27 protein-coding genes are annotated in these 25,042 nt (G+C 32.1%); 14 read left to right on the top strand and 13 right to left on the bottom strand.

Annotated features, from left to right (window positions below; translation table 11 throughout):
* The 4 genes from LS72_RS09095 to metK form a co-directional block, all read right to left on the bottom strand.
* On the bottom strand, positions 1-1,200 hold a 1,200-nt coding region (locus LS72_RS09095), incomplete at its 3' end, for a cache domain-containing protein (RefSeq protein WP_269149288.1).
* Between the two features lie 475 nt (positions 1,201-1,675).
* A complete protein-coding gene (locus tag LS72_RS09090; protein ID WP_108911119.1) occupies positions 1,676-2,272 on the bottom strand; it encodes a peroxiredoxin in 597 nt (198 codons plus the stop codon).
* 550 nt (positions 2,273-2,822) lie between these two features.
* Positions 2,823-4,226, bottom strand: coding sequence for a glutamate--tRNA ligase (gene gltX / locus LS72_RS09085; RefSeq protein WP_034553673.1), 1,404 nt, complete (start codon positions 4,224-4,226; stop codon positions 2,823-2,825).
* A 587-nt stretch (positions 4,227-4,813) separates the two neighbouring features.
* The gene (gene metK / locus LS72_RS09075) at positions 4,814-5,971 is read right to left on the bottom strand and encodes a methionine adenosyltransferase (RefSeq protein WP_034553672.1); all 1,158 of its coding nucleotides are present in this window, start codon (positions 5,969-5,971) and stop codon (positions 4,814-4,816) included.
* A 333-nt stretch (positions 5,972-6,304) separates the two neighbouring features.
* Here metK and LS72_RS09070 point away from each other — a divergent pair, with 333 nt between their 5' ends.
* From LS72_RS09070 to LS72_RS09045, 7 genes are all read left to right on the top strand, one after another.
* Entirely contained in the window at positions 6,305-6,523 is a 219-nt protein-coding gene (locus LS72_RS09070; RefSeq protein WP_034553670.1) for a hypothetical protein, read from the top strand.
* Between the two features lie 140 nt (positions 6,524-6,663).
* Positions 6,664-7,119, top strand: coding sequence for a hypothetical protein (locus LS72_RS09065; RefSeq protein ID WP_034553668.1), 456 nt, complete (start codon positions 6,664-6,666; stop codon positions 7,117-7,119).
* 357 nt (positions 7,120-7,476) lie between these two features.
* A complete protein-coding gene (locus LS72_RS09060) occupies positions 7,477-7,602 on the top strand; it encodes a hypothetical protein (protein WP_331250518.1) in 126 nt (41 codons plus the stop codon).
* Positions 7,603-7,922: 320 nt separating this feature from the next.
* Entirely contained in the window at positions 7,923-8,204 is a 282-nt protein-coding gene (locus LS72_RS11715) for a uracil-DNA glycosylase family protein (RefSeq protein WP_052087278.1), read from the top strand.
* The gene (locus tag LS72_RS09050; RefSeq protein ID WP_052087277.1) at positions 8,189-8,572 is read left to right on the top strand and encodes a hypothetical protein; all 384 of its coding nucleotides are present in this window, start codon (positions 8,189-8,191) and stop codon (positions 8,570-8,572) included. The genes LS72_RS11715 and LS72_RS09050 overlap by 16 nt, the downstream gene beginning before the upstream one ends.
* Before the next feature lie 99 nt (positions 8,573-8,671).
* Positions 8,672-9,007 (top strand): hypothetical protein, encoded by a 336-nt coding sequence (locus LS72_RS11435; RefSeq protein ID WP_238700787.1) that lies wholly within the window; start codon positions 8,672-8,674, stop codon positions 9,005-9,007.
* Positions 8,965-10,092, top strand: a complete 1,128-nt coding sequence (locus LS72_RS09045) for a dihydrolipoyl dehydrogenase family protein (RefSeq protein WP_238700788.1) — start codon at positions 8,965-8,967, stop codon at positions 10,090-10,092. Before LS72_RS11435 ends, LS72_RS09045 begins: the two co-directional genes overlap by 43 nt.
* Positions 10,093-10,396: 304 nt before the next feature.
* On the opposite strand, the gene LS72_RS09040 is transcribed toward LS72_RS09045, so the two are convergent.
* Positions 10,397-10,567 (bottom strand): LbetaH domain-containing protein, encoded by a 171-nt coding sequence (locus LS72_RS09040; protein ID WP_269149287.1) that lies wholly within the window; start codon positions 10,565-10,567, stop codon positions 10,397-10,399.
* A 37-nt stretch (positions 10,568-10,604) separates the two neighbouring features.
* Between LS72_RS09040 and LS72_RS11430 the strand changes: the two genes are divergently transcribed.
* The 4 genes from LS72_RS11430 (at position 10,605) to LS72_RS09025 (ending at position 15,351) form a co-directional block, all read left to right on the top strand.
* A complete protein-coding gene (locus LS72_RS11430) occupies positions 10,605-10,808 on the top strand; it encodes a hypothetical protein (protein ID WP_034553667.1) in 204 nt (67 codons plus the stop codon).
* A 389-nt stretch (positions 10,809-11,197) separates the two neighbouring features.
* Positions 11,198-13,270 (top strand): McrB family protein, encoded by a 2,073-nt coding sequence (locus tag LS72_RS09035; protein WP_034553666.1) that lies wholly within the window; start codon positions 11,198-11,200, stop codon positions 13,268-13,270.
* The gene (locus LS72_RS09030; protein ID WP_052087276.1) at positions 13,260-14,642 is read left to right on the top strand and encodes an McrC family protein; all 1,383 of its coding nucleotides are present in this window, start codon (positions 13,260-13,262) and stop codon (positions 14,640-14,642) included. The genes LS72_RS09035 and LS72_RS09030 overlap by 11 nt, the downstream gene beginning before the upstream one ends.
* 43 nt (positions 14,643-14,685) lie before the next feature.
* Positions 14,686-15,351, top strand: a complete 666-nt coding sequence (locus LS72_RS09025; RefSeq protein ID WP_034553665.1) for a uracil-DNA glycosylase family protein — start codon at positions 14,686-14,688, stop codon at positions 15,349-15,351.
* 52 nt (positions 15,352-15,403) lie between these two features.
* Here the strand turns inward: LS72_RS09025 and LS72_RS09020 are convergent, their stop codons facing one another.
* The 3 genes from LS72_RS09020 to hypF are packed head-to-tail and all read right to left on the bottom strand — an operon-like array spanning position 15,404 to position 18,696.
* Positions 15,404-15,676 carry a HypC/HybG/HupF family hydrogenase formation chaperone gene (locus LS72_RS09020; RefSeq protein WP_034553663.1) on the bottom strand — a complete coding sequence of 91 codons (273 nt, stop codon included), beginning with the start codon at positions 15,674-15,676 and terminating at the stop codon, positions 15,404-15,406.
* Complete coding sequence (hypB, locus tag LS72_RS09015) at positions 15,654-16,355, bottom strand: hydrogenase nickel incorporation protein HypB (protein WP_034553662.1); 702 nt, start codon at positions 16,353-16,355, stop codon at positions 15,654-15,656. Before hypB ends, LS72_RS09020 begins: the two co-directional genes overlap by 23 nt.
* 10 nt (positions 16,356-16,365) lie before the next feature.
* Positions 16,366-18,696 carry a carbamoyltransferase HypF gene (gene hypF / locus LS72_RS09010; protein ID WP_138155275.1) on the bottom strand — a complete coding sequence of 777 codons (2,331 nt, stop codon included), beginning with the start codon at positions 18,694-18,696 and terminating at the stop codon, positions 16,366-16,368.
* 60 nt (positions 18,697-18,756) lie between these two features.
* Here hypF and LS72_RS09005 point away from each other — a divergent pair, with 60 nt between their 5' ends.
* Together LS72_RS09005 and LS72_RS09000 are read left to right on the top strand one after the other, a co-directional pair.
* A complete protein-coding gene (locus tag LS72_RS09005) occupies positions 18,757-19,374 on the top strand; it encodes a thiamine phosphate synthase (RefSeq protein ID WP_034554661.1) in 618 nt (205 codons plus the stop codon).
* Between the two features lie 32 nt (positions 19,375-19,406).
* Complete coding sequence (locus LS72_RS09000; RefSeq protein WP_034554660.1) at positions 19,407-19,706, top strand: YciI family protein; 300 nt, start codon at positions 19,407-19,409, stop codon at positions 19,704-19,706.
* Here LS72_RS09000 and LS72_RS08995 read toward each other — a convergent pair.
* A complete protein-coding gene (locus LS72_RS08995; RefSeq protein WP_034554659.1) occupies positions 19,703-19,966 on the bottom strand; it encodes a hypothetical protein in 264 nt (87 codons plus the stop codon). The two genes, LS72_RS09000 and LS72_RS08995, sit on opposite strands and share 4 nt — an antisense overlap.
* A gap of 109 nt (positions 19,967-20,075) precedes the next feature.
* Between LS72_RS08995 and tatB the strand changes: the two genes are divergently transcribed.
* Entirely contained in the window at positions 20,076-20,477 is a 402-nt protein-coding gene (tatB, locus tag LS72_RS08990) for a Sec-independent protein translocase protein TatB (RefSeq protein ID WP_084590184.1), read from the top strand.
* Here the strand turns inward: tatB and LS72_RS08985 are convergent.
* The 4 genes from LS72_RS08985 to LS72_RS08970 all read right to left on the bottom strand — a co-directional run bounded on the left by LS72_RS08985 (position 20,474) and on the right by LS72_RS08970 (position 24,153).
* On the bottom strand, positions 20,474-21,757 hold the full coding sequence (locus tag LS72_RS08985; protein ID WP_052087343.1) for a ComEC/Rec2 family competence protein: 1,284 nt from the start codon (positions 21,755-21,757) through the stop codon (positions 20,474-20,476). The genes tatB and LS72_RS08985 overlap by 4 nt on opposite strands.
* Positions 21,758-21,763: 6 nt before the next feature.
* Positions 21,764-22,588, bottom strand: coding sequence for a universal stress protein (locus LS72_RS08980; RefSeq protein WP_034554657.1), 825 nt, complete (start codon positions 22,586-22,588; stop codon positions 21,764-21,766).
* A gap of 98 nt (positions 22,589-22,686) precedes the next feature.
* Positions 22,687-23,730, bottom strand: a complete 1,044-nt coding sequence (mnmA, locus tag LS72_RS08975; RefSeq protein ID WP_034554656.1) for a tRNA 2-thiouridine(34) synthase MnmA — start codon at positions 23,728-23,730, stop codon at positions 22,687-22,689.
* Between the two features lie 9 nt (positions 23,731-23,739).
* A complete protein-coding gene (locus LS72_RS08970; protein WP_034554655.1) occupies positions 23,740-24,153 on the bottom strand; it encodes a hypothetical protein in 414 nt (137 codons plus the stop codon).
* Between the last annotated feature and the right edge of the window lie 889 nt (positions 24,154-25,042).

Genomic DNA, 25,042 nt, shown 5'->3' with positions numbered 1-25,042 from the left:
TTCTGTAATTCTTGCTGTAAGATTTCCTGCTTCTATTTCTTTAGCAGTGGCTACAGATTGTTCTACAGCTTTTGTATCTTGTTCTAAGCCTTTTTGAGTTTTTTGAATGTTTTCATTAATAGCTACTGCCATTTGACCAAATTCGTCGTTAGAAGAGATTTTAATAGCACTAAGGGGTTGTTTAGTTTCGTAATTAATATAAGAAAAGAAAGAAAATAATCCCTTTTGGATACTAGAGATAGGTTTGAGGAAGCCTCTAATGATTAAAAATAGCACTAATATGCCAATGGCTAGTAAAATAAGAGCAATTATTGTATTTTTAATAACAGCAGATTGTACGCCCCGAATATAGTCATCTTGATTTGCAGAAACTCCAATTATCCATCCAAATGGCATTTGTGCATAATACACCGTTTTTAAGAAGCCTAAATTGGTATATTCTGCAACTCCAGTTCTAGACTTTTTAACAGCATCACGTATTGCATCTTCTGCTTCAATTCTTTTATTATCTAAAACTAAGCTTTGGTCTTTATGGGAGATAATTTCTCCATTATTATCGGTAATAAATACCGAAAGACTAGGTAATTCAGCAGTTACAAAGTTTTCAAATCTTTTTTGAAAATCCGTAATAACAATATCTACTGCAATGACGCCAATAAATTTGCCATTTTCATAAATAGGTAATGCTGCAGTTGCGACTTCTTTTCCTTTTAGTGTTCCAGCTTGTGAAATATAAGCAGAAGTAACAATAAATTTGCCAGCATTTTTTGCTTCTTGATACCAAGGACGCATTCTCATATCTATCTCTGGAATATCCCAATTGTTACTAAAAGTTATTTTTGGTTCTTCAGGATAGGCTTCATCAAGATAATTTCCATTTTCATAGGCTATAAAAATATCTGCATATTTTACAATTTGTGATGTGTAGCTTAGAATTTCTCTTTGTGAAACAATATCGTCTTTATTGACTTTAGAGAGCATATTAGCTGCAAATTCTAAATGCTGTTTAGCCTCAATATTCATAGTGATATTTATAGTTGTATAAGAAGCTTCTAAAACACTTTTTTGTATAGTGTGATAAAGATCTTCAACAATACGTGCTGAACTTTTGTAATACATAAAATTTAGTAATAGTATGATGATTACAAAGGTAATAATAGCTAAACCTGATATTTTTGTAGTCAATGATCGCATTTTCATAAATTATGTGTCTCCTTATTGTTCTTAATGGATACTTTTTGTTACTATACAATATTTATTATTCTATATTAATGAATATAAATACTCTCTTAAGCGTTTTAAAGAGAAAACTTACGACTTTTAAGTTTTAAGATAATAGTAAAGCAAATATTATGTAAAGATAGTTATCTCTAAGATTAATCTAGAAATGTTTATCAAAAATGAAAGGTTTTTAACTCTGCACGGTAAATTTGAAATTCTAAAAAGATGTATTTTAAGTCAATAAATAGTTTGAATGAATCAAGTTAAGAAGCAATAAAACAATATTTTTGTATTTCTTAATGTTAGGTGAATATAATTATTTTCCGGATTAAAAATACCAATTAAGAATTATCTAGCCTAAAATTAGTAAACTTACGATAAAAGGCTAAATTGATTAAAGCAAAATTTTCTAAGGAGATGTGAAATCAAAAAGGGGAGGCTCTCCCCTTTTTGATTAAAGGTTATTAGCATTTTGTGAGAGATATTCTTTTACACCTTCAGTTGTTGCTTTCATACCTTTATCACCTTTATTCCAACCAGCAGGACAAACTTCACCATGCTCTTCAAAGAAAAGTAAAGCGTCACACATTCTTATCATTTCATCCATATTTCTACCAAGTGGTAAATCGTTAATAACAGCGTGGCGAACAATTTGATTTTTATCAATTAGGAATGAACCTCTTAATGCAACAGCTTCGTCAATTAATACTTCATAATCACGTGAAATTTGTTTAGTAATATCAGAAACCATAGGGAATTGAACATTACCAATCCCACCTTGATTAACAGGAGTATTTTTCCAAGCAAAATGCACCACATCTGAATCAATAGAGACACCAATTACATTAAATCCTTTTTCATTAAACGCTACTACTCTTTTATCCATAGCAATAATTTCAGAAGGGCATACAAAAGTAAAGTCTTTTGGCCAAAAGAATACAATCGCACCGTTTCTACCAAGATTTCTTGAAAGTTCAAAATCATTAACAATTTGATTATCTGCTAAAACAGCAGGGGCCTTAAAATTTGGAGCTTTTTTAGTTACTAACATAGTCAATAATCCTTTTATAAAAATAATTTGTTGATAAAAAATATCAATATCTGAATGATACTCCAAAGTAAATAAAACGAAAATTAAAAATAAATTTAAACCATTTTTTTCTTTATTATTCCCTAAACCTTGAAAAATTTATTTGCATTCTTGTTAAATTGAAGCTTAGATCTTGATTTGGTATAAGGATTTTACTTAATTATGCTATTTTGTTATGCATACTTAAATTGACAAAGCCTTAGATTATGTATTTTTAAGCTTAAAACTTTATTGCTTAGGCAGTTAATATAGTATTGTTTAAAGTAAAATCTCTAAAAGTGTTTAGATTTTAAAATTATAATTAAAGGATACACTATTCTGCTAAAGCATACTGCTTTATGGGGGTTAAAACTATTCTGTATCCTTAAAGGAAGTTTGTCCTTGATAATAATATTTGTTGTTCTAAGTTTATCATTTAAGGAGTTTATCAAAATAATCAAAAGCTTATTGACTCAGGTGCAAGTAATTTATCTTAAAGGGATAAAAATTTAGAAGTCTTTAAGAAAACGTTTTAAGTAATGTCAAGAATAGCTAAGGCATTTTTAAGACGCATTAAAATTTCCTCTTTTTCTAAAACAGCAAGTAAGGGTGCAATACTAACCCCTCCACTTTTTCCTAAGAGTGCAAAACGCAAGAGCATAAAAAAACTTTTAGGTTTAATGCCTTGAAAACTTGCAAAAGATTCAAGCTCTATCTCCGCTGCTTTTGTAGAATCTATAGGTTTTTTAATGGCTTTAAAATAAATAATGAGTTCTTTTAGCAAATGTATATTTTCAGAAGTTTGTAACTTATTTTTCATTTTTTCATCATAAACACTTATTGGCAAGAGGCACTCTCTTAAAAGAGCGACAAATTCTTGTAGGGTTTTAGAACGCTCTTTTAACTCTGTATAAAGCATATCTTGTGTTTTTTGGGAAGGGATTTTTTCATTATAGAGGGGGAGTAGAGCATTAATATTATCATTTGTGAGATTTTTAAGATAGTAGCTATTAAGCCATAAAAGCTTTTCTTGATTATACGCTGATGGAGCGGTGTTTAGGTCTTTAGGATTAAAGAGTTTAAGCATTTCTTCTTTGCTAAAGATTTCTTGGTCTCCATAGCTCCAACCTAAACGAATGAGGAAGTTTAACAAGGCTTGGGGGAGATAGCCCATACTTTGGTATTCCATAACATTCATTGCCCCATCTCTTTTGCTAAGTTTATGCCCTTGTGGGTTTAAAATCATCGGCACATGAAAAAATTTAGGAATCTTAAAATTAAGTGCTTGGTAAATAAGGATTTGTTTGGGGGTATTGCTTAAATGATCATCTCCTCTAATAATATCGGTAACCTCCATTAAAGAATCATCAATAGCAACGACAAAGTTATAAGTAGGGCTTCCATCACTTCTTGCGATAATAAAATCATCAATTTCTTTAGCATCAATAGATATTCTACCTTTTACCCCATCCTCAAAGCTAATTTCACCCTCTAAGGGTGCTTTAATCCTCACAACAGGCTTTATTCCCTCTGGTGGAGTTCCTTGAAAATTGCGGTAGCGATTATCATAACGTGGGGTTTCACCTCTAGCCTTTTGGGATTCCCTTAAATCCTCTAATTCCTCTTTGCTCATATAGCAATAATAAGCTTTTCCCTCTTTTAAGAGTAATTCAATGTAATGCTGGTAAATCAAAAAACGTTCGCTTTGGTAAATAACCTCTCCATCATAATCTAAACCCATCCAATTAAAAGCCCTTAAAATAGCCTCTTTAGCCTCATTAGAATTCCTAGCTTTATCGGTATCCTCAATGCGTAAGAGAAATTTTCCGCCATTAGCCCTTGCATAAAGATAATTAAAAAGTGCTGTTCTCAAACCTCCAATATGTAAATATCCCGTAGGAGATGGGGCAAATCGTGTAACAATATTTGTTTCCATAAAAACTCCATTCTATGATTATTATTGATGGGATTATAACCAAAATATCCCTTTTGGTTGGGCTTAAAAAAAGAGTAGTTTAACTTAAAAGATTATATAAGATTTAATGTTATTTAATAGCTCTTTATAATCTTCTCTACCATTAAAATCTTGTATCTTTATTCACTCCCTCTAAATAAAACCCCAAAATCTATGCTATTTAGGAATCTATATTTTTTATAACAAGATATTTTTCAAACATTATTCCTTTAATGCTTAAATCCTTATCAAATTTGGAAATACCTTTAATCCATTGGTTATCATCAAGACTGAATTCTATAGTATTGAAATTTTGTATAGGTTTGTAGATTCCTTGAATAATGTAAAAATAAAGTTTATTGTTTTTAAAAGAGCAGATTGTATAGGAGGCACACAAGGATTTTTAAGTTCCTTTTGTGGCTAAAAAGGTTAGATATTTATCTAAAATTTCTAGAATCTCTTGCTTCCTTAATAATTACTTTCTGCTCCTTGCAAGAAATATACCCCAAGACTTCTTTTTCTATAAAGAATGGGTCTTATGATTAATCCTTTGCATTTAAAATATACCCTTAAAGTTTGAAATAATCTTTAATAGCCTCTACTTTATCAGTTTTTTCCCAAGTAAATTCTGGAAGTTCTCTACCAAAATGTCCATAGCTTGCAGTTTTTTGATAAATAGGGCGGAGGAGATTAAGGGATTCTATAATACCTCTAGGTGTGAGCTGGAATAGCTCTTTGACACATTTTTCAATTTTAGAATCTTCAACCTTGCCGCTTCCGTGTGTATTAACTAAAATAGAAACAGGCTCTACAACACCTATGGCATAGGCAATTTGAATAGTTGCTCTATCGCAAATACCACTTGCTACAAGATTCTTTGCTACATAACGCATTGCATAAGCTCCACTCCTATCAACTTTGCTTGGATCTTTTCCACTAAAAGCCCCTCCCCCGTGCGGACAACTTCCGCCATAAGTATCAACAATGATCTTCCTGCCTGTTAAACCTGCATCACCTTGTGGTCCCCCTATAACGAATTTTCCTGTTGGATTGACAAAATAACGGATATTATCTTTAGCAAATTGCTGGGGCAAAGATTTTTTGACAACCTCTTCAATAACCGCACTCCTTAATGTGTCTTGTGAAGTCTCTGGGCTATGTTGTGTAGAAACAACAATCGTATCAATCCCTGCTGGAATCCCATCAACATACTTAATAGTTACTTGGGACTTACCATCAGGACGCAAAAAGGGCAAAGTTCCATCTTTTCTAGCCTTTGCTAAGTTTTCTGTGATTCTATGGGAGAGATAAATAGGTAGAGGCATTAAAACATCTGTTTCTTTGCACGCATAACCAAACATTAAGCCTTGATCTCCCGCACCAATTTCCCCATCTTCTCTATCAACGCCTTGATTAATATCAGGACTTTGTTCGCCAACTCCATTTAATACACCTGCACTATGATAATCAAAACCATAACGCGCATCAATATATCCTATCTCCCTAATCACTTTTCTAGCAATATCTTGCATTGGCGCATAAGTATGTGTTTTTAGCTCTCCTGCAATCACACAATATCCATTAGATAATAAAGTCTCACACGCTACTCTAGCTTTTGGGTCACGTTCTATAATATAATCTAAAATCGCATCACTAACTTGATCTGCCATTTTATCAGGATGTCCTTCTGTAACAGATTCGGAAGTAAAAAGAAATTCTTTTTTCATAAATTCACCTTGTATTTAAAATATTTTTCTAATTCTATCGCTAAAAGCTTAAAATCTACCTCAAATAATTTAACCATAATAAAATTTATTAGTCTTATTTTGTTTTTGCAAGCCTTTGTTCTAGAGGGATAAGGAATTTATTCCTTATTAATACTTGTGATTCTAGCCTTTATCCCTAACCCTTATTAAGTATAAGGTAGGATTACAACAAAAACTAATAAAATACAATCAAAATTTATTGGAATTAAGCAAGATAGATGAGTTTAATTAATGTTAAAAAATAAATACCCAAAACTTAAAAATCTAATATGGTGGGAGTAGAAAGGATAAAAAATGAAAATTCATATTAAAAATATCGGAATGCTTGATGAAGCAGAATTTGAAGTGGGGGATTTGACGCTTATTTGTGGTGAAAACAATACAGGCACCTATGCGACTTATAGTCTATATGGGTATTTGGATTTTATTAATAATGATACAGGATATATTATTTTAAACCTTATTGAAAACATAACGCAAAAGCTTTTAAATAATATTGCAATAAGAAGATGAATGTGTAATGAAAATCTCCTCTAAAAGTCTCTCTAACTTTAAAAATTCTATTCATTATAGCTTAATAGCTTAAGGGCAAAAAACAAAAATGGGTGTTTATGTGTTAGCGAACAAGAAGAGTCAAGCGTGATTAAAGATATATGTTTAATAAAGGAAACACCGATGATATTTTAATTATACAGCAAGACATTAAACATAAGAATTGCCGACCTATTGAGAAACTTTTTGAGAATAAAGCTAGGGTGGATAGTTGCGATTTTATTGTTTTGATATGCAAGAACAAAGACTCACATATATTTTTTTGTGAAATAAAATCAAGTAATAGTCAAAAAAATCGTGAAAAAGCTTTAAAACAAATCAACAGCTCTAAAATATTTTTTGAATATTTGTATAAAAACTATTTAGAGCATTTTAATCCTAAAGATTTCGAAATTTCAGTAGAAAATAGTAAAAATATTTATATTTATCCTGCCTCAATCTCACAAAAAAATTCAACTTTTGGTTCAGATAAGAATTATTTAGAATTTAGAACAATAAAAATGGATTTAAATGGAAATACATACATAGATAATATTTGTAAGTTTTTCAAGATATGATTAATATGCCAAATCTCCTCCTCTACACTACGCAAGATAAAGAGGTCAAGATTGAACTCTATGAGTTTAGGTGAAAGTGTCTTTTTAGCACAAGATGCTATGGCAAAATTTTTTATAAAGAAACTTTGCTTTGACGCCTCAAAACAAAATATAAGTTTGCATATAAGAAATATTCTATTAGAAAGGTAGCTTGTGTGCAAAGGCGGGAGGTTATGAGTTAGTCAGATTGGGCGATAAGGTTGATATAAATCATAGAAAGCTATAGCGTTTGTTGAAAGTGATAAAGAAAATTTAATTGCTTCTACAGGATTTTTCGTTATTAGAAAAACAACAAAAGATTCATTAAAACCCTTTTTGATGTTTTTAGTAAAAACTAAAATATTACAAGAATTGCTTATAAGATTGACAAGTGGAGCGATTATGCCATCAATAAATGAAAGTAATTTTTTAAACTTTAAAATCCCTCTCCTAGAGATTCAATAAAAATGGTCAATGCAATTAATCATCTGCTAAGGTGTTTATTGATTTTTTGGCTAAGGAGCAGATAGAGTAGGAATATAAAATATTTTATAAATATTAAGGTTTTAAAGATTGAAAGGTAATGCATAAGATAGGGTGCAGGATTAAATATTTTTGGTAAAATGGCAGGTGCTTGGTGTGATATGGTGAGGAAATTAAAGTGTTTTTGTATTATTTCAATACGCAAAGCACTTCAAATATAAGTTTAGGAGTTGAAAGATTGTGTAAATCCACCACAAAATCTATATTTGCTCTAAGTCATATTCATACATATAAGGATAAAAATGCCTACTCATCCCTTTGCTCCTAGCGGTTTAACTAAAGATTCTAAAATCCTTATTCTTGGATCTTTTTCCTCTGTTACTTCAAGAGATGTAGGATTTTATTATGCACACCCACAAAATCGTTTTTGGAAAGTGCTAGAGCTGTTGTTTAAAGATGGAGATATTGCACCAGCTTCTATTATCCCCCAAGCTATTCTTTCAGAGCAAAACACTACCTTGTATAGTGCAATAGGTTATAAGCAAATATCCCCTTGTCTATGCAGTCTATGGTTACTAAAATAGAGTTTCTTAAATCCCATTTGCTTGTGTTATGGGATATGGTGAAATCATGCGAGATTAAAGGCTCTAGTGATTCTAGTCTAAAAAATATTGTGTTTAATGATATTTTTACCTTGTTGCATTCAAGCAAGATTCAAGCTATTTGCTTAAATGGCACAAAAGCGACAATGTTATTTAAGCAATATTGTAAGAATCAAAACTTACCACTAACACTACATTCCCACTCTCATTATAAAACCCTTATCCCTATAGATTCACAAAAATTTAGGCACAAGATAGTGATATTTTCTTTGCCTTCAACTAGCCCAGCCAATGCAAGGTATAACCTTGATAGCCTCTTGAATGTGTGGAGTATTTTGTTAAAAATATAGATCTCTGCCTTATTTGGTGTTTTTAGAGTATAAGTGATATACTGCAAAAGCTATATCTTTTATTATGATGTTTTAAAGGATAAACTATGCAAAAATTTGATGCGATTATTATTGGTTTTGGTAAAGGTGGAAACATTAGCAGGATATTTAGCAAGCAATGGAAAAAAAGTTGCTTTAATTGAGCAAGATTCTAAAATGTATGGTGGGACTTGTATTAATATAGGATGTTTGCCATCAAAATCACTCGTAAAAAATGCTCTTTTAAGCCCTAAGGATGCAAATTTTGTAGAAAAGCAAACTTTTTATGCAAAGGCGGTGCAAGAGGAGCAAAATCTAACCACAACCTTGAGACAAAAAACTATGATAAGCTTAATAATCTTTCCAATGTTACAATCTTTAATGCCAAAGGAGAGTTTCATAGTGATACGATTGTAAAGCTTACTATACAAGGAGAAAATGAGGAGATATTCATTGAAAGTGAGCAAATTTTCATTAATACTGGCGCAAAAGACATAATCCCTAATATTAAGGGTATTACACAGAGCAAACATATCTTTACAAGCAAAACATTGATGAATAGTCCTATTTTGCCTAAGCATTTACTTATCATCGGTGGAGGCTTTATCGCCTTAGAATTTGCTGTGATATATGCAAATTTTGGTTCAAAGGTAACACTTTTACAGAGAAAGGAGACTTTTCTTGAGAAAGAAGATAAAGATATTGCAGAATCTATTTATGAGAGTTTTCAGCAAAAAGGTATTGAAATCCTCTGTGGTGTGGAATTTGTAGAGATAGAAGATAAAGGGGATATAAGTATTCTTAGTATTAAGCACAATAGACAATCCTTAAGGCTTGAAGCGGATGCGATTCTTAGTGCTACAGGTAGAGATCCAAATACACAAAGTCTTTGCTGTGATAAAGCTGGAGTAGAGCTTGATATAAGGGGTGCAGTTATCGTTAATGATAAACTTCAAAGCAATGTGAGCCATATTTATGCCTTAGGTGATGTGAATGGTGGTGCACAATTTACTTATGTTTTGCTTGATGATTATCGTATTATTGTAAGTAATATGTGTAATACAGGCTATAATCGCACAAAACGCAAGGCATTTCCCTCTAGCGTATTTATTGACCCACCCTTTTCTAAGGTGGGACTAAGTGAAAAAGAAGCAATTAAAGTAGGTTATGAAATAAAAGTGGTAAGGCTTCCAGCCGCAATGATTCCTAAAGCCATTGTGCTTAAAAAACCTCAAGGCTTACTCAAAGCAATTATTAATGCAAAAACCAATGAGATTTTAGGAGCAATGCTCTTTTGTGAAGAATCCTATGAGATGATTAACCTTATTAAACTTGCAATAGATTTAAAACTTTCTTATGAAATGGTGAAAAACCAAATCTATGCACACCCAACGATGAGTGAAGCATTCAATGATTTATTTAATGTGCGAGAGGTTAAGATGGCAAGTAGTATTCAAGTTTTTGATATAGCCTCCATTTATATTTCTTTGGATAACATTTGAAATGTTTTTGTGAAGATATATGGTAAGATTTCGAATGCTTTTATTTTAGAGAAGTTGTAATTAGGGTTATGTTATAAATTTTTTATTTATTTAATGCAAGTTTAGAATGATAATGACAAATTTTCTCTTACAAAGTTTTAGAATTTGTTAGCAGATCGTTAAGATTCTTTGCTTGCATTCAGAATTCAAACGTTAGCTTAGAATCTAATATATTTAGATTCTAAGGACATAGTGTTTGAAAATAGAGGATTTATCTATCTAACACTAAATCTCATTTTTGTAGTAAATCCTACCCCTCAATTCTTTAATACTCGTGCAGGATTTCCTCCAACAATAGCATTGGTGGCACATCTTTAGTTACAACACTTCCGGCGGCGATAATGGAGTTTTCAACGATAGTTATGCCCGAATAAATCGTTATGTTAATCCCAATCCACACTCTATCTTTAATCACAATAGGTTTGCAAAAAGTCACTTGACGATTATAGGGGTTAAAGTCGCGATTAATTATTGTGAGGCTTAGGCACGATAAAAACATTATCGCCAATGGCGATTCTGCCTCTGTCCATAAAGGTACAAGCTTAATTTATAAAGAAATTTTTGCCTACCTTGATATTGTGCCTTATAGTATCGCCGTAGGCAATCCCCCAAGAGTTATCAAAAAGCAATTTGATGAAGATCGCCGTGCTTTTATTGCAGTTCAAATGGTGGCATAAAAGCATAGGAGAGATTCAGAATCTTATCCCGTGCTCACTTGTAGTGATTTGTCAAAAATCAAAGAGTAGCTTAAAAATATGCTTACATAAAAAATCCACCCAAAAATCAATCTCGCTTGAAACCACTCGCAAATTTGCATAAAATAGTTAGGAGCTTGTTTTGGCTTTGATTTCTTGTGTTGTGCTTGATAATCCACTTATGCTAAACTACACTAACCTTTGAAATATTCTCGCCATTGCGCCATTATATGATGAAAACCCTATATTAAGTGGCTTCAAAAGATTCTATATTCTGTGGATTTTGACTTAAATTGTATCTCTATTATTTGCAATTTTGTTTTTTTGATAAAATATGTGTAGAAATATTTAGAAACGAGGGAGAATTGCTTATGACAAGTGATGAAGAAATTTTTAAGAAATTTCAAGAACGTTGGAGCTTGGAAAAAGTTAAAAAAATGGAGTTAAAAGATTACACAGGGATAGGTGGAACAAACAGAGATGACTTTGCTTATTGGATAGAATCCGAACTTGATAAATTAGGCAGTATACGGGGAGGAAGTGCGTTTAAATTTGGTATCTATAAGCGTAATGCTAATAATAATAAAGAAAATAAGCGAGGTTTTATTTACGAAAAAGACTATGCTTGGTTGGCTAAATATGGAAATACAAAAGAGGAGGCTTTTGATAAAATTAAATCTTATATTATAAAAATAATAGAATTAAGTCAGCAAAACAAGCTTGATGAGATAGGCAAAATAGATTTGTGGCATTTATATAAATGGAAAATTGCTTTTCATTACCAAAACATTGAGGATATGAGAATAGTTGGCATATTTAATGAAAAGATTTTGCAAGACATTGCAAAAGGCGAAAACTTAGGAGAGAATCTAAGCACAGCACAAATTTATGAAAAACTTTTGGGAGACAAAACAACAACTTACACCCTTCAAACAATGATACAAGAAAAATCTATGCCTCTTTGGCAAAAATATGGTAAAAATTCACAAGAAATAATGGAGAATCCAATGCAAAATAATCTGAATACTCAAACTCAAAAAACAATCCCTTTGAATCAAATCCTCTATGGACCTCCGGGAACAGGTAAGACTTATGAAACCATCAATAAGGCTTTGGAGATTTTAGTCAAATTTAAAGAGATAGATTCTATCCCCGAGACAAGAAAGGAGCAAAATAAACTTTTTAGAGAGTTTAAAGATAAAGGACAAATTGCTTTTATCACCTTTCACCAAAGCTTTTCTTATGAGGAGTTTGTAGAGGGGATAAAGCCAAATGCTGATAATTCGCAAAATATGATTTATGAAGTGCAAAGTGGGATTTTTAAAGAGATTAGCGAGAGAGCATTAGCAAATTACCAAAACTATAACAACTCTCAAAAAGACACAAAAGATTCTCAAATTGATACAAAAAGGCTTTTTCAAGCTTATGCTTTGGAGTTGAAGCAAAAATTGGACAATGGAGAATCCATTAATTTTTTAAATAAAATGAAAATTCAATTTATTAATTTTAATCAAAATGGAGAAGTAAAATCTATAATTATTGGAGTAGATAAAAGCCCTATTCAAAGTCTCACTCAAGAAATTATTTCAAGAGATTATCCAAATTTCAAAAGTGGCAAGATAAAGGCTTATAAAGATATTAAACCAAGATATGAATCCCAATCCCAATGGCACGGCAATGCGATTTATTATTTTGCACTTTATGAACAACTTAAAGATTTTGAAAAGGAATTCCAAAGAGAAAATGCAGGAGCAACACAAAAAATCCCACTTAAGCCCTATATCCTTATCATTGATGAAATTAATCGTGGGAATATCTCTAAGATTTTGGGGGAGCTTATCACGCTCATTGAGCCAAGCAAAAGAATTGGGAATAACGAGGAATTGAGAGTTACTTTGCCTTATAGTCAAGAAACATTTGGTGTGCCAAATAATCTCTATATCATTGGCACGATGAACACCGCCGATAGAAGTATAGCCCTACTTGATACTGCGTTGCGTAGGAGATTTGAATTTAGCGAAATAATGCCAGATTTTACACTTTTAAATAAGGATTGTGAGGGGGTAGATTTGCAAAAACTTTTAGAATCTATCAATCATCGCATTGAGTTTTTACTTGATAGAGAACATACTATAGGGCATTCATTTTTTATGAAAATAAAATTTATAAATGAGCTTAAAGAAGTTTTTGCTAAAAAGATTATCCCGCTTTTGCAGGAGTATTTTTATGAGGATTATGCCAAGATTGACGCGGTGCTTAATGGTAATGGAATGATAGAATCTAAAAGTATGCAAGATTTGGGTATAAGTTTAAACGATGAGTTTGTAGATAATGATAAAAAAATATATAAAATCACAGATTCTAGTAAATGGAATGAGAAACATTTTCAAAAAATTTATGATAATACTATCAAACTAGATAATACACAAAACAATGAAGCATAAAAACACTCTCTGTATCGCCGAGTGGCAAAGCTTTGGTGCAGAGGATATTTGCGAAGTCTTAAGAAATTGCCAAAGCACCAAAACTAATGAGGATTTAAAGAATCAAGCACAAAAAATCTTTAATGATTTTGTGGAGTTTGCACATAGTGAAGGCAATCATATTTTCTTAAAATTTGTAGGTAAAAGGTTAAAGGCGCAAAATTATGTCGGATTATTGCAGAGCAAAAGTGGATTTTGTATTGAGATTTTACCTAAAACTTTTCGCACAGCAAAAGAAAATGAGGGATTTGAATCGCAAAATGTAAAAGATAAGAAAGAAGCCATAGAATCTGCTAAAAATGCTTTGTTTAAAATGTTAAAAAGCCTCAAAGATTCCCCTTTCAAACATAACAACTTTGCGGATTTAAAGTTGGCAAAAATGCCTTTGCTTGAAATATTTATTTTAATGTTTTTAAATGAATTAGAAAGACTAATAAAAAATGGGCTAAAAAATGATTATATCGTGCGTGAAGAAAATCGAAATTTCCTAAAAGGCAAGTTACTTTTTAATCAAAATCTAAAATGTAATTTTGTCCATAAAGAGCGGTTTTTCACAAGTAGCGATGAATTTATCCCAGATTCTCCTCCCAATCGACTTATTAAATCTACTTTAGAGCTTTTAAGTAAGATGAATCTAAGCACAAAAACAAGTGTAAAGCTCCTACAAATGCGATTTGTCTTTGCCGATATTCCTACAAGTCAAAATATAGATAAAGACTTAAACACGATACAAAATCTTAGATTTTTAAAAACTTATGAACTTGTGTTGCAATGGTGTGCAATTTTTTTAAAGCGTAAGACTTTTACTCCCTATAAGGCAGATTCTCGTGCCTTTGCTTTGCTTTTTGATATGAATAAACTCTTTGAATCTTTTGTGGTAAGTGAAATGAGGAAATATCTTAACACTATGCAAATGAGTGATGACAAAAATAAAGGGTTTATGCAGAATATTTTTAATAATACACAATCGCAATATTTTATCAAAGCTCAAGAAAAAAGCAAGTATCTAGCCATTACAAAAGAAAAAAATATTTTTCAACTCAAGCCTGACATTGTGGGATATGAGGATTCAAAATATAATTTTATCGCTGATACAAAATGGAAAATCTTAAGCCAAAAAGAGCAAAATGATGGAATCTCACAAAATGACCTCTATCAAATCTTTGCCTATTTAGCTAAATATCAGTGTAAAGGAGGCTTTTTGATTTATCCAAAGATAAAGGATTCTAACCAAGAAGAGCAAAAAGAATTTACTTTTAAAGCGCAAATGGTAAAAGAGGATTCACAAAATACAAAGACTAAAGTTACCATTTGCTTTTTTGATGTATCTTAAGTATTAAATTTACTATGTCTTATCAACTAACATAAGGACAAATATGCCCATTCATCCCTTTTCCCCTACGGGCTTAAATGAAAAAACTAAAATCCTCATTCTTGGTTCATTTCCCTCTATTGCATCAAGAGAAATGGGGTTTTACTACGCACATCCGCAAAATCGCTTTTGGAAAGTGCTAGAAGCATTATTTCAAGAAAAAAATATGGAATTAAACTTTATAACTCAAACTAATTTTACAAAACCGCTTGTATCTGCCTTACAAAATACTACATTCCATAATATTGCAGAACACAAACAAAATATCCCTTTACATAAACAAACAATTGCCATCAAAACTGCATTTCTTAAAACGCATTTTCTTGCATTATGGGATATAGTGCATTCGTGTGAGATTCAAGGCTCAAGTGACTCTAGCCTGAAAAATATTGTCTTTAATGATGTTTTTTCGTCATTGCATTCAAGTAAGATACAAAATATTTGCCTTAATGGCACAAAGGCAAGTATACTCTTTAAAACCTATTGCAAGAATCTCGGGTTTCCGCTAAAGATTGAAACTTATCCATATTATAAAATTTTCATTCCTACAAAACCCTTGAAATTTTCGCATGAGATTCGTATTTTTTCTCTGCCCTCAACTAGCCCCGCAAATGCAAAATATAACCTAAATAATCTCTTAGATTCATGGAAGATATTAAAAGAGATGTAAAATTAATCTCTTCTCAATCAATAATTACATTTTTTAATGTATAAGTTAAAAATTAAGAATTGCTTTTATTTGCCTCTTGTAGCTCTTTTTCTTCCTCTTCTATGGTTTTGATAATTTCTTCATAAGTCTCTAAAGAGAGTTTGGCTTGTTCTTCATCAATTTTACCCATTACATAACCAATATGTAAAAGGACATAATCACCAATTTTTACTTCCTCATTGATTAAATCTAAACTTGCTTCTCTTTGCACGCCTAAAGTATCAAGAGTTGCAATATTTGTAGATTTATCAATAGAAATAACTTTAGAAGGTATGGCTAGACACATAGTTTTTCTCCTTATTTTCTTTTAAGAAACTACTAAGCGTTTTAAGAGTTCTTTCTTCGTTAGAAAGCAAAAAAAGCGGAATTTCTTTTTTAAGTTTATCTAAATCTTCCTGAACTTGTTGAATTTTGAAGTTAAAAACCTCTATTAAGTCTGTTTTGGAGATAATCACAGCATCGGCACATAAAAACATTGTAGGATATTTCAATACTTTATCATCTCCCTCTGGTGTAGAGAGTAGGACAATATTCATATTCGCACCTAAATTATAGCTTGCAGGACAGACGAGATTGCCGACATTTTCAATAAACAAAAATTCCTTTAAAGGGGCAGTTTTTTGGAGATTTTCTAAAGCTTCTCTAACCATAGAGGCTTCTAAATGGCAAGCATCTCCTGTAGTGATTTGGTAGGCATTAATTCCATATTTGGCTAGACGCTCTGCATCGCGATTAGTTTGCAAATCCCCCTCTACTACACTAAAATCTAGTAGATGGTATTTCGCAAGATTTTCTAACAGGGTTGTTTTACCACTTCCAGGGGAACTCATAAGATTAATGGTGAAAATTCCATTATCATTGTAAAGCTCACGAAGCTTTAGGGCTTCTTTGTCATTTTTGGATAGGATTCTTTGTGCGACCTCAATGCTTTTTTTGCTTAGGGTTGGATTATTGATTGTTTTCATTAAATTCCTTTTAGAGGCTATTATTGTAATGATTATTTTCTAAGAGTTGCATAAAGTAAGCTTGACCAAAACTAATACCCCCATCATTGCAAGGGATTTCATAGTTTAAAAAAACTGATTTGTTTTTAAGGAGTTTTAGGGTTAGTGTGGTAAGGATGAGGTTTTGAAAACATCCTCCACTTAAGGCTATATTTTGCTGATTTTGGGTGAGTGTTTGGATGATTTTTACTAAAGTGAAATGAAAATTGAGTGCGATTTGCTCTTTATCAAGATTGTTTTGTAAGTCTCTATAAATCTCTTGTATCATTATTTCCCAAAAAATTATTGAATCTTGACATTTAAAGGTATAGGTTTTTGGCGTTTTTTTGTTTTGTAAAGCATATTTAGCAAGGGATTCTAAAATCATTCCTGCTTCCCCTTCATAGCTGGTTTTTTCTATTACCCCACAAAGTGTAGCAATAATATCAAAAAGCCTTCCCACAGATTGACAAAGGGGTTGGTTTTGTCTTTGGTGTAAATGGTGTAGAGTTTCTAGGATATTGTCTCCATAGTCCTTTTGGAGTGAAGTGATAAAGGGGAGCTTTATTTGGCAATAATCGTTTTTAAAGGCTATAAAAATCGCTTCTATGGCTAATTTTCTTGTATCTTTAATGGCACTTTCCCCTCCTAGTAGGTAAAAGGGTTGAAAATGCCATAGCTGTTTAAAGCTTAGGGGATTATTAGGATTCCATTGTAAAAACTCTCCCCCCCAAATATTGCCATCTATGCCATAACCTGTGCCATCAAAAATAATCCCTAAAACCTCCTCTTTAAGGGAATTCTCTGCTATATTAGAGAGGAGATGCGCGAAGTGGTGTTGGATGAGAATCGTTTTATCTTGAGGCTGCACCAAATGCCTTTGGTGATAATTAGGGTGCATATCAAGCCCAAAAGTATGAATCTTTGTTGTATATCTTGCAGAAAAGAGTTTTAAGGTTTTTTTAAAGTTTTCAAAGCTTTCAATATTGTCTAAATCTCCTAAATGGGGGCTTAATAAAGTCTTATCTCTAAAGTGAAAAGTAAAGGTTGATTTTTGTTGTGCACCTAGTGTAATGAAGCTAGAATAGCGTTTATGGTGTTTAATGGGTAAGGTAACATCGCATAAATACCCTCTAGCTCGTCTTAAAACCTGTGTTTTTTGATGAATAACACGTACAAGGCTATCATCAATGGGGTTGAAAATATCCCGATTATAAAGCAAGATTCCATCGCAAATGTGTTGGAGTTTTTCACAAATTTGGTAATAATCTTTTACTAAAGGCTCTCCACTTAAGTTGGCGCTAGTGAAAATAAGCGGAAAGTCTAAGTGGGCAAAAAGTAAGTGGTGTAAAGGTGCATAAGGTAAAATAATACCTAGAGTGCTTAGGTTTGGAGCAATAAGCTCTAAAGGGAGGCGGGAGTTTTTGGCTTGGCTTAAGAGGATAGGGGCAATGGGGGAGTTTAACACTTCTATTTCTTTAGCGTTTAAAGTTGCGAATTGCTTGGCAGTGTTGGTATCTTTACACATAAGCGCAAAGGGTTTTTTAGGACGATTCTTGCGTTTTCTTAAATTTTTAATGGCTTCTTTATTCCTTGCATCGCAGATAAGGGCATAACCACCAACCCCTTTTATGGCTAGTATTTCTCCATTTTTTAAAGCTAAAATAGCAGATTCTAAGGGGTTTTTTAGGGTATTTAAAAAGGGAGTGATTTGAGAATCGGGAAGTTTTTGGGGGCTAAAATCTCTTGTGAAAAAAAGTTTAGGTCCGCAATTTGGACAACAATTAATTTCTGAATGGAATCGTCTTGAAGCTGGGTTTTCATATTCTTTTTGACAGGCTTTACACATTTTAAAGTCTGTCATTGCAGTTTTATCCCTATCATAGGGCAAAGAAGCAATAAGGCTATATCTGCCTCCACAATCTATGCAGCTTATAAAGGGATAGCCATAGCGGCGATTTTTAGGGTTAAAAAGCTCTTTTTTACATTTTTTACACATTGCTATATCCGCTGGAATAATCGCACTTTTAAAGGAGTGTTCTAGGCTTTTTTTAATTTCAAAGGAATGGAAGTTTGGAGAAGTTTTTAGCTCTTTTTGGGTAATAGAATCAATCCTTGCAGAATTTGGGGAATTCTTTAAGGATTTCAAAAAAGATTGTAAGTTTTTCTCCTCCCCTTGAATGCAGAGTTTAACACCTTGATTATTATTTAATACATAGCCCTTTAGATGATATTTGGTAGCTATTTTGTAAATAAAAGGGCGGAATCCCACGCCTTGAACGATACCTTTAATAAGGATTTGAAAAGTTTTTAACTTCTGCATAGTAAAGCTCTTAACATAAATGCTACAATTTTAAAAGAATATTTTTTAAAAAGTGATGAAATGTTAAATGGAGTTTATGCTATTAGTGATGAGATTTTAACGCCTTATAAGCGTTTGTCTGTAATGTTGCAAGAAGCTTGTGATGCAGGGATTAGCTGTTTTCAATTTCGTGATAAAACGCATAAAGATAATGCCATTAAATCCTTATGTGAGGAATTGCAAAGTCAATGCCAAGAAAATGGAGTGATTTTTATCCTTAATGATAGGGTGGAATTAGCACAAACTATAGGGGCAGAGGGTTTGCATATTGGCAAAAAGGAGGATGAAAATCCCTATACGCAAGAGGAATTAAGGGGGATTCGTCAAGACTTCAAAGGAATCTTGGGGGTATCTTGTTATGGTAGTTTGCAATTAGCCCATCAAGCTAAAATGTTAAAGGCAGATTATATCGCCTTTGGGGCTTGTTTTGCTTCTAAAATTAAGCCTAACGCAAAGAATATCCCACTTGATTTATTTGGGCAAATAGAGGGGATTACTCGCTGTGCTATTGGTGGGATTGACGCACAAAATGTTAAGCGGTTAGAAAATGTAGAAATGGTAGCTTGTATTAGTGGCATTTGGGTGGGCGATATTAGGGATAATATCCATAATATTTATAAAAATTGGAAAAAAGCTTAAGAGAGCTGTTATAATGCTAAAAAGGAGTTAAAATGAAAAATTTATTTGTAATTTTTGTTACTTATACGCAAAGTATAGAGGTTATTGATGAGATTTTGCCCTCTCATAGGGAATATCTAAAAAAGGGTTATGAAAGTGGGAAGTTACTTGCAAGTGGTCCTCAAAACCCACGAGTAGGAGGGATTATTATAGGTTCTTTTGTGAATAAAGAGGAGGCTCAAGCCTTTACACAAAAAGACCCATTTTTCTTAAAAAATGCCGCAAGTTATGAGGTTTTAGAGTTTAATCCTATTTTGCATCATCAATGCTTAAAAGAGTTTTTAAACTCCTAACGCTTGTAATTACGGAGTTCAGATTCAAAATAATACCATTCTAACTCTGCAGGAATGGAAACATCAACTATTTTATTTTGTTTGTTTTGTGTGAGGGACTTTTGGCTAATGCCATCAATTTTGCCCCCATTTAGGAAATAATAGGTAACCCCAGAACCTATCCCCGCACCTAATAAAAAAGCATCTGTCTTAGGGGAGATACAACCTCCTAACCCCAATAGTAATAAAAAAGAAGAAATTGCACTAAAGGCTATTTTCATAAATATCTCCTGTATAACTAAACTTGATAGACTCTAAGCACACTTTATTCCAAAATGCGATAAAATCCTAAAATTATAGAATTTTAACTAAAGAGCGAGAAGGCAATTTATGTTTGGAATGGGCTTTTTTGAAATTTTACTTATTGCAGTGGTAGCTATTATTTTTTTAGGTCCTGAAAAATTACCTAGAGCTTTAGTAGATGTGGCAAAATTCCTAAAAGCAGTCAAAAAAACAATGGATGAGGCTAAAGAGAGTTTAGATAAGGAAGTAAATTTAAGTAAAATTAAAGAAGAGGCGTTAGCTTATAAAAATAGCCTCACACAAGGGGTAGAGAATCTCACCAAAGAGATGGATTTAAAAGACATCTCCTCACTTGATTTTTATGAGGAAAAAGAACCTCCTAAAGAAACAGCTACACAAGATTCTGCAACTTTTAACAAAGAGGCGATAGAAGTTAAACCTGCCTCCATAAAAGAAACCCTAGATTTTAAAAACAATAATAATCCTTAATGGATAGTAAAATGGTCATAAACTCCATAGCCATAATAAGTAATATTTACACAAAGTAGGGCAAAAAACCCTAAACGATAAAAAATAGCCAATAATGTTAAAGCATTGCAAAGAATAAAGAGATAAAGACTGGGTGTTAAAGCAATGGTGGGGGGATTTAAACTTAGCCATTTTAAAAGTAGGCTATCTAAAATCCCTCCAAAGCCCAAAAAATGTGCTAATAGCATACAAGGATAATAGAGTGTAAAAAGAGGCGTTAAAAGCAAAGAGAAAATGGATAAAGGAGAAAAGGGAGGAAAGAAATAATAAATAATAATCCCCATTAAGAAAAAAGTAGAAGCATTGAGTAATGCAATATAGAGGAATTTCTGCCAAAAGCCTTTTGGAAGTTTAAAGTATTTAAAAAATAAAAAAATATATAACACCCCCATACAAGAAAAATAAAAACCAAGCGAAAAAATAAGATTTGGGAAAAAGGCAAGCAAAAGAGCAATGCTCCAAAAGAAGGATTCTAACTTTAAAAGATCTAATCCCCTAAAGGTGAGAAAAAACCCTACACAAGACATCGCCAAAGCCCTAAGATAAGAGGGGGATTGTGTAAGGAATAGGTAATAAAGGATTAAAAGGATTAACACTAAAATGCCTATATCAAAATAATAATTACGATAAGGAAAATAATATTTTTGCAAAGGTTTATACAATAAGCCTAAAATCATAAATCCCACAAAGCTTAAAATGCCTATATGGTAGCCAGAGATGGCAAAAAGATGGGAAATACCATAACTTTGTGAGAGTTCTCTCCAAGCAAGGGGCAGGGGGTCAGAGAGAAAAAGCGAAAGATAATATTCACGCATTAAAGGATTAGTGTGTTGTTTAGAGATGAAATCACGGATAGGTTTTCTAAAATCCTCCCCTTCTAAAAGGATAAGGTTAAAACTTGGGGCATAAAAGCCCTTTAAAAAGTCTAAAAAACTTACTTGTGAGAAAATTACCCTTAAATGGATATTTTTGTATCTTAAGTCTTTTAAGTCTTCCCTTGAGGTTGTGTAAAAGATTCCAAATTTGGTTTGGAGTTTTAATACAAAGTAACTTTTAGCATTTTTGGTTTTTGTATATTGGGATAAGACATTAGCATAAACAAGAGGCGTTTTTTGGGATTTTAAAGTATGAAATTGGTGATATTTAAAGCCTAGAGAACAGATGAGAATGCTACTTAAAAATAATGCAAAAACAATGCGTTCTTTAGAGTTAAAAAATAAAGGAGGGGAGAGATTTTTCACCAGACCTTAGAATTTGCAAATTAAAACATCAAGATTAGAATGCTCTAAAACATCTAATGCAAAGAAACTCACTTTTCCGCTTGTAGGTAAGACTACAAGGGAGGAGTTTTTGCTCTCTGCAACACTTAAAAGACGAGTATAAGTTAAAATCCCACTATCTAATACCATATTAACATTATTTTTATCTAGCTCTTTAAGGAATTTTTTAGATTGCTCTTTCGCTTTTTCTTCTGCACTTTTATTATATTTTGAAATTTGCTCATCATCTGCCCCATAATGCCCTAATCTAATTTCAAAGGGGCGATTAATCATATGGTAAAAGGTAATTTTTATATTGTCAAAAAGTTTTTTAGTAACTTTTGCAAGTTTCAAGGAATTGTTTGAAAAATCTGTTGGGGAAAAGGCATTGATATAATCTGGTAGAGATTCGTTTTTAGTTACAAGCACAGGTATTTGAGATTTTTTAACGATTTGTTTAGCAGTAGAACCAAGTAATATTTCTGTTAAATGATGGTTTTCTCCTGCAGAGCCAACGCATAAAAGTTTGCATTCTCTTTCTTTTATGTGTTTGCAGATTCCCTTAACAATAGAACCGACATAACAAAATTCCTGTATTACAACTTCTGGATTTGGGAAGTGTTCAAGAATGAATTTTGCTAATGCTTCTTTTCCTGTTCTTTTGCTTTGCTTAGGGTCATGAAAGATAGAATGCTCTACAATATGCACAACATCCAAAGTAGATTTTGATTTTTTTGCTAAATATAAGGCTTTTGAAATGGCTATAAGGCTATTTTGTGAAAAGTCTGTTGCAACAGCTATGCGGTTTTTCATTTAGGTTATTCCTCCTTTGTAATTGTTATTTATTATAACAAAAAAAACTCCAAAAGATACAATTTTAGAATTTTCTTACCCCTTATTAATATTACCAATTATACGATGAACCCTCCACCTAAAACTTTGTCTTGTTCATAAATAACTAAAGCCTGTCCTGATGCTACACCATAAGCGGGTTCTTTGAGTTTTGCAATGATGAATTCTTGATTATCTTTAGAATCTAATTCAATAGTAGCTTGTATCTTGTGGCTTTTATAGCGGACTTTTACTTCGCAATCTAAGGGTCGATGATTGACAAAAAACTCTTTAGGCAAGGAGAAATTCAAGGCTTTAATCTCCGAAGTTGCTAAAGATTCTTTAGAGCCTACAACTAAAGTATTATTAGCTGGATTAATTTTTAAAACATAATGCGGTGTTAGGGCACCTTTAATAGTAAAGCCTTTGCGTTTGCCAATGGTATATTGCATATAGCCTTTGTGTGTGCCAATTTTGTTGCCTTGCTCATCTAGCACATCGCCCATTTGTTGTGTATTATAATGTTTATTTAAAACATCAATATAGGAATTTTCTACAAAGCAAATTTCTTGTGAATCTTTATAGGTTTCTAAAGTCCCAAGCCAAGGAAGTTCTTTGAGTGCTATGGGTTTAATATCCTCCTTTTTTTTATCCCCTAATGGGAAGAGGATTCTAGCAATCCATTCTTGTTTGACCCCAAAGAGAAAATAACTTTGATCTTTTGTGTTATCGACTGCTTGAGCTATTTTTCCTTCTTTGATTTGTGCGTAATGCCCTGTTGCGACATAATCACATCCTAGTTTATCGGCCAATGTAAAGGCAATTCCAAATTTCACAAAAGGATTACACATAGCACAAGGGTTGGGCGTTAAGCCTTGTTTGTAAGATTCTATAAAATAATCATAAACAGCCTTTTTAAACAGCTCTCTCTCATCAATGATTTCATAAGGGAAGTTAAGAACTTGTGCACATTTTTGAATATTTTGTAGGTAATAGTTATGTTTTTCTTCTTTATCGTGCAGTTTAAGGTATATCCCATAAACACTAAAACCTTGTTTTTGGAGCAAATACGCACAATAGCTAGAATCTACTCCACCACTCATTAATAATAAAACTTTTTTCATAAATAACCTTTACAAATTTCTTTGATAAATCAATTTTTTTTCCATTAACAGCGTATTATCTGTATATTTCGCCCATAAAATATCGAGTGTAAAAACTTCTCCATTTCCTAACAAAGCATAAGGGAATCTTTTATAATAAAGAACTCTTTCATTTTCTAAAGATTCTCTAAAAGAAGCCTTAATTTGTAAGCCTTTTATCAAATGGAGTTTTTTAGAATCTTCAGCAATGATAACGCCAACTTTTGGGTTGCATTTTGCAAATTGAATATGTTTGCAATCTTGCATACTTTTAAACACTAAACTAATGTATTTTTCGCAAAAAGCGTAATAACAGCTTGCAGTATAAATTTCTTGCTGATTATCTAATACACTAAGGGCTAATAAATGATTGCTGCTTACAAAATTTTTTATTTTTGCATCCATTGAGGTGGCATTATATCCAAAGAAAATTAAGGATTTTTTAAATTATACTTTCATTGTATTGTTAAAAGGGTAGTAACTAAAACCCCTACTAACTCTTACTATCTACACTAAACAATATTAAATCCTAATAAACCAGTTCTAACTAAGAATAAAACCTTAACTACTCTTATTTAAACTATATAAATTAATCCTTTATACATTTAAACCTAACTACCCTTACTCTTTATACTGAATCTTTTTAAATCTATTTAATCTTCATTAACTAAACCTTTTAACTTTATTAAATCTATGAAAACTTATTAATTTATTTATTAAAAATCTTATTAACCCCTACTAAAAACTTTAAAAGAATAATAAATAACAAATAAAGGTTTCAAATAAAACCTTTAGTAATGCTTATAATATTAGACAAACCAACCAACCCTTAAGGGATAGGTAGGTAGGGGTAGTGTGTGGATATAGTGTAGTGGCTAGGTTTTTTTAATCTTTATCTTTGGTGTGTGTTGGCTTGGAGAGGGGTAATCATTATCTTTGGTATAGTGTATTAGCTCTAGTAACTAGGGTTTTTAAGTGTTGTCTTTGGTGTGTTGTGTTGGCTGTTCTTTTTAGGCATTTTTATTTTTATTTAGTGTAGTATCTAGGTTTTTAATCTTTATCTTTGCTATGCTGTGTGGGTGTATTGTGTTATTGGTATAGTAGCGTTATCTGTGGTTTCTTTATCTTTACTTTGTATGAGAATAACTAAGAGTAAATAAACCAACCAACCCTAACCAACCAAAGAATAACCAAAACTAAAGTTTTCTTATATACAATGAAAGAAAGCTTGATTGAAACTAAATAAACCTAAATAAACCTTAAGATAAAAGAATCTTATAAAACCTACCTAAAC

It is taken from the genome of Helicobacter apodemus, from assembly GCF_000765745.2.
GTDB lineage: Bacteria > Campylobacterota > Campylobacteria > Campylobacterales > Helicobacteraceae > Helicobacter_D > Helicobacter_D apodemus.
The sequence above is the reverse complement of the archived record's forward strand: the minus strand, read 5'-3'. Positions and strand labels throughout refer to the sequence as shown.

Coding starts and splice junctions, on each gene's coding strand:
- LS72_RS09060 (WP_331250518.1), top strand. CDS start 7,477: ATGTTTTTAGTAAAAACTAAAATATTACAAGAATTGCTTATAAGATTG.
- LS72_RS09065 (WP_034553668.1), top strand. CDS start 6,664: ATGTTTAATAAAGGAAACACCGATGATATTTTAATTATACAGCAAGAC.
- LS72_RS08995 (WP_034554659.1), bottom strand. CDS start 19,966: ATGAAAATAGCCTTTAGTGCAATTTCTTCTTTTTTATTACTATTGGGG.
- hypF (WP_138155275.1), bottom strand. CDS start 18,696: ATGCAGAAGTTAAAAACTTTTCAAATCCTTATTAAAGGTATCGTTCAA.
- LS72_RS09035 (WP_034553666.1), top strand. CDS start 11,198: ATGACAAGTGATGAAGAAATTTTTAAGAAATTTCAAGAACGTTGGAGC.
- gltX (WP_034553673.1), bottom strand. CDS start 4,226: ATGGAAACAAATATTGTTACACGATTTGCCCCATCTCCTACGGGATAT.
- LS72_RS09090 (WP_108911119.1), bottom strand. CDS start 2,272: ATGTTAGTAACTAAAAAAGCTCCAAATTTTAAGGCCCCTGCTGTTTTA.
- LS72_RS11435 (WP_238700787.1), top strand. CDS start 8,672: ATGCGATTATTATTGGTTTTGGTAAAGGTGGAAACATTAGCAGGATAT.
- LS72_RS09020 (WP_034553663.1), bottom strand. CDS start 15,676: ATGTGTCTAGCCATACCTTCTAAAGTTATTTCTATTGATAAATCTACA.
- LS72_RS08970 (WP_034554655.1), bottom strand. CDS start 24,153: ATGGATGCAAAAATAAAAAATTTTGTAAGCAGCAATCATTTATTAGCC.
- LS72_RS09030 (WP_052087276.1), top strand. CDS start 13,260: ATGAAGCATAAAAACACTCTCTGTATCGCCGAGTGGCAAAGCTTTGGT.
- LS72_RS09025 (WP_034553665.1), top strand. CDS start 14,686: ATGCCCATTCATCCCTTTTCCCCTACGGGCTTAAATGAAAAAACTAAA.
- LS72_RS08980 (WP_034554657.1), bottom strand. CDS start 22,588: ATGAAAAACCGCATAGCTGTTGCAACAGACTTTTCACAAAATAGCCTT.
- hypB (WP_034553662.1), bottom strand. CDS start 16,355: ATGAAAACAATCAATAATCCAACCCTAAGCAAAAAAAGCATTGAGGTC.
- metK (WP_034553672.1), bottom strand. CDS start 5,971: ATGAAAAAAGAATTTCTTTTTACTTCCGAATCTGTTACAGAAGGACAT.
- tatB (WP_084590184.1), top strand. CDS start 20,076: ATGTTTGGAATGGGCTTTTTTGAAATTTTACTTATTGCAGTGGTAGCT.
- LS72_RS09050 (WP_052087277.1), top strand. CDS start 8,189: ATGGTTACTAAAATAGAGTTTCTTAAATCCCATTTGCTTGTGTTATGG.
- LS72_RS09005 (WP_034554661.1), top strand. CDS start 18,757: ATGTTAAATGGAGTTTATGCTATTAGTGATGAGATTTTAACGCCTTAT.
- LS72_RS09070 (WP_034553670.1), top strand. CDS start 6,305: ATGAAAATTCATATTAAAAATATCGGAATGCTTGATGAAGCAGAATTT.
- mnmA (WP_034554656.1), bottom strand. CDS start 23,730: ATGAAAAAAGTTTTATTATTAATGAGTGGTGGAGTAGATTCTAGCTAT.
- LS72_RS09000 (WP_034554660.1), top strand. CDS start 19,407: ATGAAAAATTTATTTGTAATTTTTGTTACTTATACGCAAAGTATAGAG.
- LS72_RS11715 (WP_052087278.1), top strand. CDS start 7,923: ATGCCTACTCATCCCTTTGCTCCTAGCGGTTTAACTAAAGATTCTAAA.